Below are 13,858 nucleotides of genomic sequence, written 5' to 3'. Positions count from 1 at the left end.
CCGAGGGGTCAGCTCTTCGCGTCCGCGTCCCCGGAGTCTGCCTTCGGATCCGGGGCCTCCATGAACTCGACCCTGTTCATGTGGCGGTTCATGGACTTCATCAGGGCCCACACCGCCAGGGCCATCACCGCGAAGACGATGAAGCCGAGGACGCCGGGGGTGACCTTGTCCTCGTCCACCTCCTTGGCGAGGGTGGCGAGCTGTGTCATTGCCAGGCTTGCGCTTGCGCTCATGTCAGGCATTGTCGCGGATGCCCGCAAAGAGGTCGTCCTCGGGGAGGGAGGTATCGACGAGGGCCTTCGCGAGCTCGTACTCCTCGGTCGGCCAGACCTCCTTCTGAAGGTCCAGCGGGACGCGGAACCAGCCGCCGTCGGGGTCGATCTGCGTGGCGTGCGCGATCAGGGCCTTGTCGCGGATCTCGTAGAAGTCGCCGCACGGGACATGCGTGGTGAGCGTGCGCTGCTTCATGCCGAACTCGTCCCAGCGCTTGAGCCAGTCCCCGTAGGGGGACTCCAGGCCGCGGTCGAGCATGGCCTGGTGCAGCGCCTCGGTGCGGGGGCGGTTGAAGCCCTGGTTGTAGTACAGCTTCTGCGGCTGGTACGCCGGGCCGTACTCCCCCTCCGGGTACTTCTCGGTGTCCGCCGCGCCCTCGAAGGCCACCATCGAGATCTTGTGGGTCATGATGTGGTCGGGGTGCGGGTAGCCGCCGTTCTCGTCGTAGGTGGTGATCACCTGGGGACGGAACGAGCGGATCTGCTTCACCAGCTCGCCGGCCGCCTTGTCGACGTCCTCCAGGGCGAAGCAGCCCTCGGGAAGGGGCGGCAGCGGGTCGCCCTCGGGCAGGCCGGAGTCGATGAAGCCGAGCCACTCCTGCTTGATGCCGAGGATCTCGCGGGCCTCGTCCATCTCCTTCTTGCGCACCTCGTGGATGTGCTCCTCGATGTACTTGTCGCCCTGCAGCTTGGGATTGAGGATGGAGCCGCGCTCCCCGCCCGTGCAGGTCACCACCAGCACGTCCACCCCCTCGGACACGTACTTCGCCATGGTGGCCGCGCCCTTGCTCGACTCGTCGTCGGGGTGGGCGTGCACGGCCATCAGTCGCAGCTGGTCAGTCAAGACTCAATCCTCGTAGTCGGCGCCCGGTGTGAACCGGCGCGATCGGCGGCTTCTATAGTGACCGAATCGGGGGGCGGATAATTCCGCGGTAGGCACCGCGGGCCCCCTTTCGGGACATCCGTCCCGCCCCTGCGGAGAGGACGATCATGAGTACCGCGAGTACGCGGCGTCCCGAGGGCCGCTACGGCCGCTCCTCGGACGCCCGCGCCGACCGCACGCTCAAGGTCGTCGGCGCCGTCCTCGGGGCGCTGCTGCTGGCGGTGATCGGCTACTTCGCCTATTACTACGTGGGCCAGAACAAGATCAGCGCCGAGGTGATCGAGTTCGACGCCACGAAGGACGCGGTGAAGGTGCATCTGGAGGTCCGCAAGGACGCCGGCGCCTCCGGCTACTGCACGCTGCGCTCCCAGGCGGAGAGCGGCGCCGAGGTGGGCCGGGCCGACTTCCGCTTCGACGGCGACGCCACCCGCATCGACAAGGTCGTCACGCTCCGTACGACGTCCGAGGGGACGACGGCCGAGCTGCTCGGCTGCCACGCCGGCTGATCCGGTCGACCGAATCCGACCGCCCTTGGCCGACAGAGACCGAATGGGTCCTGAATACGTAGGCGCTGACCTGCGTTGATGAGATTCTGATGGCTTATGTCCTCCCCCTTCGGCCATTGAATTGTTAGGCTCGTGGTTTCGCCCATCCATGAAGGAACATCCTTCTGGGTAGGGCGATGCTTTGTATTCCCAGTACCTACGAGGAGCACCTGTGACCCAGACCAGCGAGAACGTCACCTGGCTGACCCAGGAGGCGTACAACCAGCTCAGGGCCGAGCTGGAGCACCTGTCTGGTCCTGCGCGCACGGAGATCGCCGCCAAGATCGCGGCCGCGCGCGAGGAGGGCGACCTGCGCGAGAACGGCGGGTACCACGCGGCCAAGGAGGAGCAGGGCAAGCAGGAGCTCCGTGTGCGCCAGCTGACCCAGCTCCTGGAGAACGCCAAGGTCGGCGAGGCGCCGGCGTCGGCGGACGGTGCGGTGGCTCCCGGCATGGTCGTGACGATCGCCTTCGACGGTGACGAGGACGACACCACGACCTTCCTGCTCGCCTCGCGCGAGTACGCGAGCTCGGACATCGAGACCTACTCGCCCCAGTCCCCGCTGGGCTCCGGTGTGATCGGCCACAAGGTCGGCGAGGACGCCGAGTACGAGCTGCCCAACGGCAAGACGGCCTCGGTGAAGATCCTGAAGGCCGAGCCCTACAACGGCTGACCTCACCGTCGGACCGGCAGGTCAGCGAGCCCGCCCTTTTGTGACGAACCCCCGGCCGCCCCTCGGCGCCGGGGGTTCTGTCATGCGGTCGCGGAGCGGTACTTCCGAACCGCCAGCGTGCGGAAGACAATGATGATCAGGACCGAGTAGATCAGCGAGGCCCACACCGGGTGCTGCATGGGCCAGGCGTCCGACTGCGACTGCCCGGGGTTGGCGAACAGCACTCGGCAGGCCTGCACGGTGGCGCTGAAGGGATTCCACTCGGCGATGTGCCGCAGCCACGGGGTCATATGGCTGGTGTCCACGAACGCGTTCGAGATGAAGGTGACCGGGAAGAGCCAGATCAGTCCGCTGGACGTGGCCGCCTCGGGGGTCTTCACGGACATACCGATCAGGGCGCCGATCCAGGTGAACGCATAGCCGAGCAGGAGCAGCAGACCGAAGGCGCCCAGGACCCTGCCCGCGTTCGTGTCGCCGTTCGAGCCCACCCGCCAGCCGACCATCAGGGCGACTGCCGCCAGCACGACAAGCGTCAGCGCTGTCTGGACGGAGTCGGCGAAGGTACGCCCGGTCAGCACCGCGCCGCGCGCCATGGGCAGCGAGCGGAAGCGGTCGATGAGTCCCTTGTGCATGTCGTCGGCGATGCCCGCGCCGGAGCTGGCGGTGGCGAAGGTGACGGTCTGCGCGAAGATGCCCGCCATCAGGAAGTTCTTGTAGTCGGCGGCGCTGGTGCTGTTGCCGATCTGCATCGATCCGCCGAAGACGCTTGTTCGCCTCTCCAGGCGAGGTTGCAACTCGGGGTGCCTCCCGCTTCCCCCACCCCACTGCCGTCGCAGACATGGTCGTGCTCGGTCGCGACCTGAGCAGCGGTGAACTTCGGGGCAACCGCACCCATGACCAGCATCCGAGGCAGCACGTACGAGGGCGGCACACGAACCGCTGGATAGGCCCTCAGAGCCTTCAGTACGGCCTGATACTCCTCAGAATCGAACCAGTGATGGACGCGCCGATACAGCGACGCATAGGCCCGTCCCCCGATTCGCTCGCATCCGCTGTACTCGTTCCACGGTTTCCCCGTGCGTAGCTTCTCCAACATCACGTCGAACGCACCGCGCACGTCCTTCCACTGCCGGGTGCCCGACAGGAGGTCCTTGGCCTTGTCCCACATCTCGTCCGTCAGCTGAGCCGGGACCGGGACGTCGTTCTCTCGGTGCCACTCGGTGATGGGGTCAACCAGCCCCTTGTGCCGAGGGACCCCCTTGTCCATGATCTGGACCTGCACGTCGAGCAGCTCCAGAAGATCCAACTTCTGCTCCAGGGTGAAGTTCTCCGCCGACGTGTCGATGCTGTCCACCGCGTGGAGCAGCTCCCTCGCCCGCTCCTCCTGAGCCTCGGCATCGGCCAGCCAATCAGCGACCCGACTGCGCTCCTGAAGCAGCTCCTGCTCTTGCTGCCTCAGCTCCGCCTTCAGCTCTTCAATCAGGGCAACGTCATGGTCATCGTCCTCGGCGGAAGCCAGAAGCAATGCGATCTTGCTCTTGCGGCTCGACCGCTTCTTCTCAAGCTGCTCGTCCAGCTCGGCCAGTCGGCGCCGGTAGGAGGCAGCCCTCTCCGGAACGGTGCCCAGCCACTTGGCAATAAGGCCGTGCAGCTTCGTCTTGTCTTCCAACAGGCCGTCGATCTCGGACCAGACAGCCGCGTCGACATCCTCAACCGGGAGCTCCCAGCAATCCTCATGACTCCCAGGCGTACCCCTTCCGACGCGACCTCCCATACAGCGGTAATAGCGGCCGGTGGCGGTACTGCCGCCGGTCCGGTGAGCTCCGCACGAGCTGATGAGACGGTTGGACAGCAGGTATCGCGAGTGCTTGCCCTTGATGCGCTTGCCCCGGTTGATGGCAGCGCGCAATTGCTCGACGCGATCGTCAGGCAGTGGCTTCGGAACGTCGATTCGGAAGGTCGTCGTTATCGGATCGCCGTCCTCGTTCTCGCCCGCGAAAACGAACTCCACATAGCCGCGAAGACTGGCCTCGATCCGCCGGCCGAGATTGCCACCGACCCACGGTCTGCCATTGCGCTGGGTGTAACCCAGGGCGTTGAGGTGACGGGCTCCGTCCTCCTGCGTCACAGGTTCGGGCGAGTCAATCATGAAGTCGGCGTACGCCTCGATCTGCCTGACCTCATCAGGGTTGAGCACGGGGTTTCCGTCGGCGTCCAGCATGATGCCAAAGGGCGGCTCCCCCAGCGGCCAACCCCCAGCGGCAGCCTTCTGCATCCGACCGCCCATGGTGCGCTCCAGAATCAGGGCGTGCTCGACCTCGGCCATGTAGGCGAGGAGAGAGAGTTGGATGCCGAACATCTCGTCGTCGGAGTCGATACGGCCGTCAGCAGTGGCGACGCGAACGCCGTAGTCAGTGACGTCGTAGACCCAACGGTGGATGTTCTTCATCGTGCGGCCGATGCGGTCGAGCTTGCCGAAGACGACCAAGTCCAACTTCCCGCCCATGATGTCGGCGGTCAGACGGTCAAGATCGTCACGCTTGGCAAGCTTTCCGGAAACGCCACCATCCACGTACACATCGACAACGACGTGTTCCTGTCCGCGCAGAGCGTATGCAAGCCAGGCCCGGCATTGATCTTCCTGAACCTTAAGGCCGTACCCTTCCAACTGCTGCATCGTAGAGACGCGCAGGTAGATAGCAACGCGGACAACGCCCGCACTCCGGCGCCCGCGCATGACGGTACCCTTCCCCATGTCAGTCCCTCCGTGACTGGCAGGCTGGTCCACGACCGGCCTGACCCCAGGGGGCGGCAACCCCCTGGGGTCTCCATGTGTTGCCTCCAGATTAGCCGCCCTATCTGCTACTCGACAGTCGGTCTCTGACAACTACCCCTGTTTTTACGGCCGTTTATGAAATGCCCAAACAAAGGTCGTCTAGACACTGTGCGGGACTGCACAAGGCCGACCTAGGAGGCGAGACGCCGCCTTACGTCGATGACGAACCGGTCCCACAGCTTGGAGGCATGTGCGTGCCTCTACTGAGTGCGAGTGACGAGAAGAATCTGATTGGACTCCTGCCGGTTCGGAGAAGATCGGTCTTGCGCGATGAGGCTCTGCAATGCCCGACACAGGGCTTGGGCTGCGTCGTGTTGATCCGATGCTTGTAGGGAAGCGGCCATGGCCAGGAGGCCCGTGCGGGCACAAGCCAGAGTCAGGTCGGTGGAAGGAAGCCTCCGGTCGCGCATTGCGTTCAGTAGTTCCAATGCGCTCTCTGCAGAGCGTCGTACGTGAAGGGGTATCGACGCGCTACTCGCACCAGTCAACAGCGAATCGCTTACATTACGCACGGCATTCAGTGGATCTTCTGGACCTCTCTCAGCGGCAGACGCTTCACCCGCAACACCTACCAGGAAATCGTCCAAATTCGTGAGAGCTGAGTTCAGCTCCATATCGGCAGGTGATTCCCAGGTCGCGACTAGTGACTGGCACGCGGCGAGGGCAGCTTTAGGGACTCCCGGAAAGGAAAATTGATCAAGGGCGATATCGACGGCCAGAGTCAACCTCTCAGGGGTACTGAGATGGAGGCTGAGCGAATCTGGGAACTCGACGCTGTCGACGTTGATGTCAAGGTCGACACCGATGTCGGGATCAAGATTGCGCGCGCGGGTAAAAGCGAAGGTAAGAGCGTCGGCGATGACTTCGGCAGTTCCAGCGACGTGAAGGCGACTTGCGTCAGGGCTATTGAGGGAACGAAGGCGGTTGAGGGCGTCCACGAGGTCACTATTGAGGGGCAGAGTGAGCCCCTCCGCGTGGCTGAGGGTGTGATTCACGGAGAGACAGAGGGCTTGTCTGAGAGCATGAGCACGGCTCGGGCCATCACCCGGCTCTCGTGCGGAGCCGTAGGTGAACTGATCACGGATGGTGTCGAGGGCCGGGTCGAGAGCCAGCGCTGCGCCGACGGAGTCAAGCGTGCCGATGTCAACGTGGTCGTGAAAATGGTCGCGGTTAAGAACGTCAGAGAGTGCACGAGCACGGTCGATAGCTCGGGCATGATTGACAGCTTGAGTGCGATTTCTGGGCCGATAGTAGACGTTAGGGTGCATTTCATCGGTGTAGCCGTAACCACCAAATGCGTCAGTTAGGACGAGGCTTAGTGAGAGGTCGAGGGTGAGGTCGAACGTGAGGTCAAGGACGAGATTCAGCGAGTCGAGATTAGGGCCATGGCGGAATTCAGAAGTACGCATGAAGGCAACACTGAGCACTCTGGCCCAGGCCAACACTTGCCTGCGTTGCCCGGCGGAGGTGGCCAGCATTCGCAGATAGCTGGTGATTTGTTGGCGGTCGTTTGCAACGGAGGACCTAGTGGGAGCTGTGCGGGACCGCATGGTGACAGGCACTGGCGTGTACGGCCATGGCACTTGCGGTGGCTGATACAGGACAGTGCGGGTGCCCTCTTGGGCCCAAACAGTGTGACCCCTCAGAACGGTCGCAATCGCTGCCGGCTGTTCCATAAGTTCGCTGGGCGTGGGTAGACGATACGTTGCTTCGCTTGTGATTCCGTTGAGCCAAACAGTGAAGCGTTCGGCATCACCAGCATGCATTCCTACTGCTGCTGCACTGTTGCTACTACTGGCAATATCTGGGTGATGCCGCCCGCTAGTTCTTTCCTCACGAATGAACATGTTGTACAGCGCTTGAGGTATGGGTCGCGCGCACAAGGCAGCGGAATCGTTGAGTTGTACGGTCTCGCGCAGAGTGCGAGTAGCCATGACTCCAGCTAAGACACGCTGTAGGGCTGGATCTGCAACCTGACTGCGGACAGACTCAGTGAGCAAGGCCTCCAGTCGACTCCGGACGGCAGGGTCGACGATCTGTGCCTGGTCAGCGCAGTCGAAGGCCAGGGCCAGGGCACGCACGGTGCCGCAATCTAGGCAGGCACTGATGACCCCGGTTGCATCGTTGCCTGCGGCCCACAGCAGGATCGCCTCGCGCCACCATGGGTCATCGACACTCCCCGTCAAGATTGTCGTATCAGCACGAGGGGTGCTGAGCTGAGCAGCTGCCAGGTACTCCTGCAGCGTCAGGTGGGCGAAACCGTGGAAGCCGTGTTCGCGTTCGACGAGAAGGCCGCTCTTTCGAGCCTCTTCGAGAAAGACTTCGGAGGTGACGTTGCCGGGCACTTGCTGCAGTGGCTGGTGAATCGCTCGAGCCGCGTCGTCCACCGGCCAGTCACGCACCTTGGCCTGCATCATGACCAGGGCGAGATGTTGGGTGACGTGCTGCTTATGCTGACCGCTCAAGCCGGTGGCGTCCGAAAGACCGCGAGCCTCGTAGCGTCGGTGCAGCAGCACGTCACACATCTCGGCATAGAGTTCCGCACGGCTCCCCGGGAGCTGCCCGCGGTAGCGATGCACGTTCGCGATCATTGTTAGTAGTAGTGGATTGGCTGCCAGGTCGTACAGCGCTGGCTGGTTCCGAAGCCGGGCCATCAGATCCTCTGCGTTTCTGGCGCCAGCAGTCCGCAGCTCATGCCGACTGCTTGCCCGAGTCCGCAGCCGCACAACGAAGTTGTCTGTGGCCGCGTGAACCTCGCGCCTTGTATGCGCCCGGGCTCGGCTTTCGATGGCGTATGACCACTGATGCAGGAATTGAGAAATCTGCTCCCCCGTGAAGCGCCGCACTTGCAACACCTCGGCACCGGGCAGCGGGTTCGATTGATAGCCGTGCGGCCGCGAGGTCACCACATAGACATTGCGAGGATGTCGCTCCGTCTGCCGCACGACCCAGGCCACAACTCGACTTCGCTCGGTAGGGTCGGCTACCTCATCCAGCCCGTCCAGTAGCACCACGCAGCCGCCGCGATCGAGCCTTCGCTCCAACCAGCCCTCCGAGACCTTCCCCTCTAACCAGCCAGACGAGACCGCAACTTCCCCAAGCGTGGGTGCCTCACCGGCGAGGAGCCTGGCGGAATGGTCACGCAAGTAGAGCAAGACTGGAAGCCGCCGCCTCCAGGGCCACCAGCGGTGCTCGCACAGTGCGAGGGCCGTATTGCGGGCCAGCGTCGTCTTCCCTGATCCTGGTCCGCCGATCACCGCAAGAACTCGAGCAGCAGCGTTTCGCTCAACATCTCTCAGCACGGATTCCAGGCTGCGGCGTCGGGCCAGTCCTCCAGCCTCACCGCCAGACACAGCGCCCAGATGTGGCTCTCCAGCAACGGCATGCAATACCTGCGGTGCCAGGCTGACATCTACGTATACCTGGTGCATTCGGAGCACAAACTCGCCTTGCGTGGCGACGCCTACAGTCTCCATATCCCGTACGGTCGCCCGCAGCTGTCGCAGGTACACAGCACGTCCACCCCGCGCCGTGTTTCGTGCACCGTTGGCCCCGGCGCCTCCCGCTGTTTCGTCACCACCAGGAGCCGCCCAGACCTCCGTGTACAGGAGCATCAGCACCGCAATCCCAAAGGATGCATACAGCCATGTCCAGCTAAGGCCTTTGTCGGACAAGACTTGATTCGTAGCCATTCCGCCCGTGACCAGCAGCCCTGCCCCGCCCATGACTCGGAGTACGCTCCGCACCCTTGCTGTCCCCCCTGAGCAAACCAACCGGCTTGGATCTTGCCGACGCGATGCCGGTGCCAAGCTCCGATCACACCAGCCAATCGTGCAGGGGCCCTCGGAGCAGCACAGTTGACCGTTTTGAGACCTCTTCGGCCTACGTCCGAAGCCGCCTGACACACGACGACTGCGAGTGATCCTCGCGTACCTCGACAAACAGTTCGCAAGACACAAGACCATCGACATCAAGGGTTCCAGCGCGAAGCCGTCCGGGCGACACTCGCCATTGCCGAGACCATCACGACTGACGGCCGGCCTCGCCGTAGGGATGAGCAACTTTGGTGCCTTGGTGGGTCCTCAGCTTGGGAGGCTCGGCTTGTACATGGCTGGTTGCCGGGCTGGCCTGTGGCGGAGCGCCTATGACGCATTTGGGACTGGTTCGGGAAGACCTGGTGAACGGTTGAATCGCGGCGTCGTCCAGTGGGCCACGTGCCCCGTAGACGACATCCGTCAAAGCAAGCCGCGACGGCGAACGCGCGGCAGTCTGGCTTTCGCCCATGATCTCTTCGCCCCGGATCTCGACTGCGAGCCCACAGCTCGTGCCCACGAAGGTCGATGCACACCGCAATGCCCAATATCGGCGACCAGGTAGCGAGCAGGCGAACTGCCTCGGCCGATACCGCTCCGAGTCGCATGCCACTTCAGGTGCCACAACGATTACGCAGGCGATGGCACGGCCGCCCAACGGCTCATACGCGCAGCAAGAAGGCCCCTCCGCGTGGAGGAGCCTTCGTTGCGGGTCGCTTCCTTGCCCAGAGCAGCATGCACGCCAGCCCACCGACGAACAGGATCCGGAAGCCGTCAGCCGGTCGCTCGGCGGTACTTGCGGACCGCGAGTGTGCGGAAGAGCAGGATGATCAGGACCGACCAGATCAGCGAGGCCCACACGGGATGTTGCATGGGCCAGGCGTCGGGCGTCTTGAAGCCTGGGGGAAGGTTGCCGAACAGCTCTCGGCAGGCCTGCACGGTGGCACTGAACGGGTTCCACTCCGCGATGTGCCGCAGGAAGGTGGGCATCTGGTTGGCATCCACGAAGGCGTTCGAGATGAACGTCAGCGGAAACAGCCAGATCAGGCCGCCCGAGGTCGCTGCTTCAGGAGTGCGTACGGACAGGCCGATGAGCGCACCGATCCACGAGAAGGCGTATCCGAGAAGCAGGAGCAGCCCGAAGCCGGCGAGCACCTTGCCGATGTTCTCGTGTGTGCGCCAGCCGACGATCATGGCCACGACCGCCAGGACGACAAGGGTGAGCGCCGTCTGCACCAGGTCGGCGAAGGTGCGCCCGGTCAGCACCGCGCCGCGTGCCATCGGCAGGGAGCGGAAGCGGTCGATGAGGCCCTTGTGCATGTCGTCGGCGATGCCCGCACCCGCGCCCGCCGTAGCGAACGTGACAGTTTGGGCGAAGATGCCGGCCATCAAGAACTCGCGGTAGGCCTGGGTGGAGCTGGACGAGCCAACCTGGATTGAGCCACCGAACACGTAGGTGAACAGCACGACGAACATAATTGGCTGGATCAGCCCAAAAATGAGCATCTCTGGAATCCGGCCCATACGAATCAAGTTCCTGCGGGCGATCACCGCGGAATCGTTGATGGCGCTCACTTCACCTGCTCCTTCAAGGCGTCAGTCCGTCGGTCTCTGATGTGCGGCGAGACGGATCCTGGCCGATACGCGCGAAGAGAGTCCCGGACGGACTGGCTGAACGGGTTCGTGGCCGGCGCGACCCGCACGGCGTCGGTGACGGCGCTCACTTCGCGGCCTCCTTCTTGTCGTTCTCCTCGTTCTTGACCTCCGCGATGTGGCCCGTCAGGGACAGGAACACATCGTCGAGGGTGGGGCGGCGCAGCCCGATGTCGTCGATCTCGATGCCGCGGGTGTCGAGCTCGCGGATGACCTCGGCGAGCAGCTTGGCGCCGCCGGTCACGGGCACGGTGAGCTTGCGCATGTGGTCCTCGACGGTGGTGTCGCCCTTGCCGAAGCCGCGCAGCACCTCCGAAGCGGTCTGTATGTCGTCGCGCTCGTGCACCACGACCTCGACGCGCTCGCCGCCGGTGCGGGCCTTGAGCTGGTCGGAGGTGCCCGTGGCGATGACATGGCCGTGGTCGACGACGGCGATGTCATGGGCCAGGTGGTCGGCCTCCTCCAGGTACTGGGTGGTCAGCAGCAGCGTCGTACCGCCCGAGACCAGCTGCTTGATGACCTCCCACAGCAGCTGGCGGTTGCGCGGGTCGAGGCCGGTGGTGGGTTCGTCCATGAACATCACGGGCGGTGAGACCACCAGGGCCGCCGCGAGGTCGAGACGGCGGCGCATGCCTCCGGAGTAGGTCTTCGTGGGCCGGTCCGCGGCGTCGGCGAGATCGAACTGCTCCAGCAGCTCGCCCGCGCGGGCCTTCGCCGCCTTGGCCTTCATCTGGTAGAGCTGGCCGACCATCTGGAGGTTCTCGCGGCCGGTGAGGTACTCGTCGACCGCGGCGAACTGGCCGGACAGACCGATGGAGCGGCGGACGGCGTCGGGATTCTTCAGAACATCGATGCCGGCGACGACCGCCGAGCCGCTGTCCGGCCGCAACAGGGTCGTCAGACAGCGGACGGCCGTCGTCTTGCCCGCGCCATTCGGCCCGAGCAGACCCAGGACGGTGCCTTCGGGGACATCGAGGTCCACGCCGTCCAGAGCCCTTACGTCGCCGAAGGTCTTCACCAGGCCTTCGGCATAGATGGCGCCTGGCATATGAGTCTCCACGTCATCGGGGAAGCTTCGGAAAAAAACTAGGTTGGCACTTTTCATTCGTCTGAGCAGTGGATTTACGCGACACACCATAACGCGATGTATCGCGTCTCTCAATGGACTTACCCGAATGAGTGACAAAGAGCCTCCGACCTGGGCTTCAGCCCGCCCAGCGCCCCCTTCGCGGCTCAGCCGATGACGGTGTAGCCCGCCTCGCGCAGGGCCTGGCCGACCTCGACGCAGTGCGCACGGCCCTTCGTCTCCAGGTGCAGCTCGACCTCCGCCTCCGCGAGCCCGAGCCGGGGGTCGGTCCGTACGTGACTCACATCGAGCACGTTAGCGTCCACCACTGACAACGCCCCGAGAAGCGTGGCGAGCGCACCCGGCCGGTCGGTGAGCCGCAGCCGTACGGCCAGGTAGCGGCCCTGCGCGGCCATGCCGTGCCGCAGGACGCGCTCGAGCAGCACCGGGTCGACGTTCCCGCCGGACAGCACCGCGACGACCGGGCCCTCGAAGGCGTCCGGGTCGCTCAGCAGCGCCGCGACCGGGCTCGCCCCGGCCGGCTCGACGACCAGCTTGGCCCGCTCCAGACACAGCAGCAGGGCCGTGGCCAGCTCGTCCTCGGAAACCGTGCGGACCTCGTCCACCAGGTCGCCGATGATCCGGAACGGCACGTCACCGGGCCGGCCGACCTTGATGCCGTCGGCCATCGTCGCCGGGTTGTCGACCGCGAGCGGGCGCCCGGCCGCCAGCGAGGGCGGGTACGCCGCCGCGCCCTCCGCCTGCACGCCCACGATCCGCACATCGGGGCGCAGCGACTTCACCGCCATCGCGATACCCGCCGCGAGCCCTCCCCCGCCGATGCCGACGACGATCGTGCGCACCTCCGGGCACTGTTCGAGGATCTCCAGTCCGACCGTGCCCTGACCTGCGATGATGTCGGGGTGGTCGAAGGGGTGGATGAACACCGCGCCCGTCTCGTCCGCGTACTCCTGGGCCGCGGCGAGCGTCTCGTCGACCACCTGTCCGTGCAGGCGCACCTCGGCGCCGTAATCCTGGGTCGCGCTGATCTTCGGCAGCGGCGCGCCCTTCGGCATGAACACCGTCGAGCGCACTCCGAGCAGCGACGACGCCAGCGCGACACCCTGCGCGTGGTTGCCGGCGCTGGCCGCCACGACCCCCGCCGCGCGCTCCTCCGGGATCAGCCCGGCGATACGGACGTAGGCGCCGCGCAGCTTGAACGATCCGGTCCGCTGGAGGTTCTCGCACTTGAGGTGCACCGGCGCGCCCACCAGCTGGGACAGGTGCCTGCTGCCCTCCATCGCCGTCACCCGCGCCACGCCCGTCAGCATCTTCTGGGCGCCGCGTACGTCGTCGAGCGTGACGGGAGGCAAGGAGTCAGCCTTGCTGTAGCTCATGACACAAGTCTCGCAGTTCACAGGCGCGACGCCCTGGTGTGACCAAGCACCGACATGGGTTTGCGCAGCGCCGGTACACCCCGCCTCCCGGCCGCGTACCCTGTCCCCCAACCCAGCACCCCCTTCATGAAGTGAGCCTCCGGCCATGCCCACAACACCTGACATGTCGATGGACATGACGACCGTCGCTGACAGCGGTCTTCTCGACACGCTTCAGCACGAGGTGGCGGTGTTCGCCCGTCGTGCCGAACAGACCCGGCTCGGTGGGGTCGGGCAGGTGCGCAACTCCATGGACCGCGCCGCATACCTGCTGCTCAACCGCCTCGACAAGGAAGGCCCCATGGGCGTCAAGGCGCTCGCGGCAAGCATGGGAATCGACTCGTCGACGGTCACCCGGCAGGTGGCACCGCTGGTCGACACGGGGCTCGTCAAGCGGACCTCGCATCCCGAGGACGGCCGGGCGGTGGTGCTCCAGCTGTCGCCGCGCGGGCAGTCCCGGCTGGAGGAAGTGCGCTCGTCCCGGCGTCAGTTGATGGCCGAGCTGACGCACGACTGGGCACCCGAGGAGCGTGAGTCGTTCTGCACGCTGCTCACCCGCTTCAACACCGCGCTCTCCACCCGCATGGCGGCCCAGGGGATCTCGGGCACGGAGACGAACACGGCCTCCTGACCCTTCCGAAGGGTCACCCCCCCTGCGTTCGCCGTTCCCCGGCTCGCGACC

At 65.0% G+C, this 13,858-nt stretch carries 11 protein-coding genes; 3 read left to right on the top strand and 8 right to left on the bottom strand.

Annotated features, from left to right (window positions below):
- Positions 1 to 8: 8 nt before the first annotated feature.
- Positions 9 to 242, bottom strand: a complete 234-nt coding sequence (locus tag ACFQ6S_RS31785; RefSeq protein WP_383417411.1) for a hypothetical protein — start codon at positions 240 to 242, stop codon at positions 9 to 11.
- Entirely contained in the window at positions 235 to 1,095 is an 861-nt protein-coding gene (mca, locus tag ACFQ6S_RS31780) for a mycothiol conjugate amidase Mca (RefSeq protein WP_383418258.1), read from the bottom strand. The genes ACFQ6S_RS31785 and mca overlap by 8 nt, the downstream gene beginning before the upstream one ends.
- Positions 1,096 to 1,262: 167 nt before the next feature.
- Here mca and ACFQ6S_RS31775 point away from each other — a divergent pair, with 167 nt between their 5' ends.
- Both ACFQ6S_RS31775 and greA read left to right on the top strand, forming a co-directional pair.
- Positions 1,263 to 1,661 carry a DUF4307 domain-containing protein gene (locus tag ACFQ6S_RS31775; RefSeq protein ID WP_383417408.1) on the top strand — a complete coding sequence of 133 codons (399 nt, stop codon included), beginning with the start codon at positions 1,263 to 1,265 and terminating at the stop codon, positions 1,659 to 1,661.
- 211 nt (positions 1,662 to 1,872) lie between these two features.
- Positions 1,873 to 2,373, top strand: a complete 501-nt coding sequence (greA, locus tag ACFQ6S_RS31770) for a transcription elongation factor GreA (RefSeq protein ID WP_383417407.1) — start codon at positions 1,873 to 1,875, stop codon at positions 2,371 to 2,373.
- Positions 2,374 to 2,453: 80 nt separating this feature from the next.
- Here greA and ACFQ6S_RS31765 read toward each other — a convergent pair whose 3' ends face one another.
- The 6 genes from ACFQ6S_RS31765 to ilvA form a co-directional block, all read right to left on the bottom strand.
- Positions 2,454 to 3,122 (bottom strand): ABC transporter permease, encoded by a 669-nt coding sequence (locus ACFQ6S_RS31765; RefSeq protein WP_383417405.1) that lies wholly within the window; start codon positions 3,120 to 3,122, stop codon positions 2,454 to 2,456.
- Positions 3,074 to 5,128 (bottom strand): recombinase family protein, encoded by a 2,055-nt coding sequence (locus ACFQ6S_RS31760; RefSeq protein WP_383417402.1) that lies wholly within the window; start codon positions 5,126 to 5,128, stop codon positions 3,074 to 3,076. The genes ACFQ6S_RS31765 and ACFQ6S_RS31760 overlap by 49 nt, the downstream gene beginning before the upstream one ends.
- 281 nt (positions 5,129 to 5,409) lie before the next feature.
- Complete coding sequence (locus ACFQ6S_RS31755; protein WP_383418256.1) at positions 5,410 to 8,640, bottom strand: NACHT domain-containing protein; 3,231 nt, start codon at positions 8,638 to 8,640, stop codon at positions 5,410 to 5,412.
- A gap of 1,155 nt (positions 8,641 to 9,795) precedes the next feature.
- Positions 9,796 to 10,596, bottom strand: a complete 801-nt coding sequence (locus ACFQ6S_RS31750) for an ABC transporter permease (RefSeq protein ID WP_383417399.1) — start codon at positions 10,594 to 10,596, stop codon at positions 9,796 to 9,798.
- Between the two features lie 145 nt (positions 10,597 to 10,741).
- Positions 10,742 to 11,722: an ATP-binding cassette domain-containing protein gene (locus ACFQ6S_RS31745; RefSeq protein ID WP_383417396.1), complete on the bottom strand. Its 981-nt coding sequence runs from the start codon at positions 11,720 to 11,722 to the stop codon at positions 10,742 to 10,744.
- A 185-nt stretch (positions 11,723 to 11,907) separates the two neighbouring features.
- Complete coding sequence (ilvA, locus tag ACFQ6S_RS31740) at positions 11,908 to 13,137, bottom strand: threonine ammonia-lyase (RefSeq protein ID WP_383417393.1); 1,230 nt, start codon at positions 13,135 to 13,137, stop codon at positions 11,908 to 11,910.
- A gap of 163 nt (positions 13,138 to 13,300) precedes the next feature.
- Here ilvA and ACFQ6S_RS31735 point away from each other — a divergent pair, with 163 nt between their 5' ends.
- Entirely contained in the window at positions 13,301 to 13,807 is a 507-nt protein-coding gene (locus ACFQ6S_RS31735) for a MarR family winged helix-turn-helix transcriptional regulator (protein WP_383418254.1), read from the top strand.
- Positions 13,808 to 13,858 lie beyond the last annotated feature (51 nt).

The organism is Streptomyces sp. NPDC056479 (genome assembly GCF_042795335.1).
Taxonomy (GTDB): domain Bacteria; phylum Actinomycetota; class Actinomycetes; order Streptomycetales; family Streptomycetaceae; genus Streptomyces.
Note: the sequence above shows the minus strand (reverse complement) of the source record. Positions and strands in the feature narration are given on the sequence as shown.

Bases quoted from the DNA above. Each gene is read 5' to 3' on its own strand.
- ACFQ6S_RS31785 (WP_383417411.1), bottom strand. From the start codon at position 242: ATGCCTGACATGAGCGCAAGCGCAAGCCTGGCAATGACACAGCTCGCC.
- mca (WP_383418258.1), bottom strand. From the start codon at position 1,095: ATGGCCGTGCACGCCCACCCCGACGACGAGTCGAGCAAGGGCGCGGCC.
- ACFQ6S_RS31775 (WP_383417408.1), top strand. From the start codon at position 1,263: ATGAGTACCGCGAGTACGCGGCGTCCCGAGGGCCGCTACGGCCGCTCC.
- ACFQ6S_RS31765 (WP_383417405.1), bottom strand. From the start codon at position 3,122: ATGCAGATCGGCAACAGCACCAGCGCCGCCGACTACAAGAACTTCCTG.
- ACFQ6S_RS31760 (WP_383417402.1), bottom strand. From the start codon at position 5,128: ATGGGGAAGGGTACCGTCATGCGCGGGCGCCGGAGTGCGGGCGTTGTC.
- ACFQ6S_RS31755 (WP_383418256.1), bottom strand. From the start codon at position 8,640: ATGCACCAGGTATACGTAGATGTCAGCCTGGCACCGCAGGTATTGCAT.
- ACFQ6S_RS31745 (WP_383417396.1), bottom strand. From the start codon at position 11,722: ATGCCAGGCGCCATCTATGCCGAAGGCCTGGTGAAGACCTTCGGCGAC.
- ilvA (WP_383417393.1), bottom strand. From the start codon at position 13,137: ATGAGCTACAGCAAGGCTGACTCCTTGCCTCCCGTCACGCTCGACGAC.
- ACFQ6S_RS31735 (WP_383418254.1), top strand. From the start codon at position 13,301: ATGTCGATGGACATGACGACCGTCGCTGACAGCGGTCTTCTCGACACG.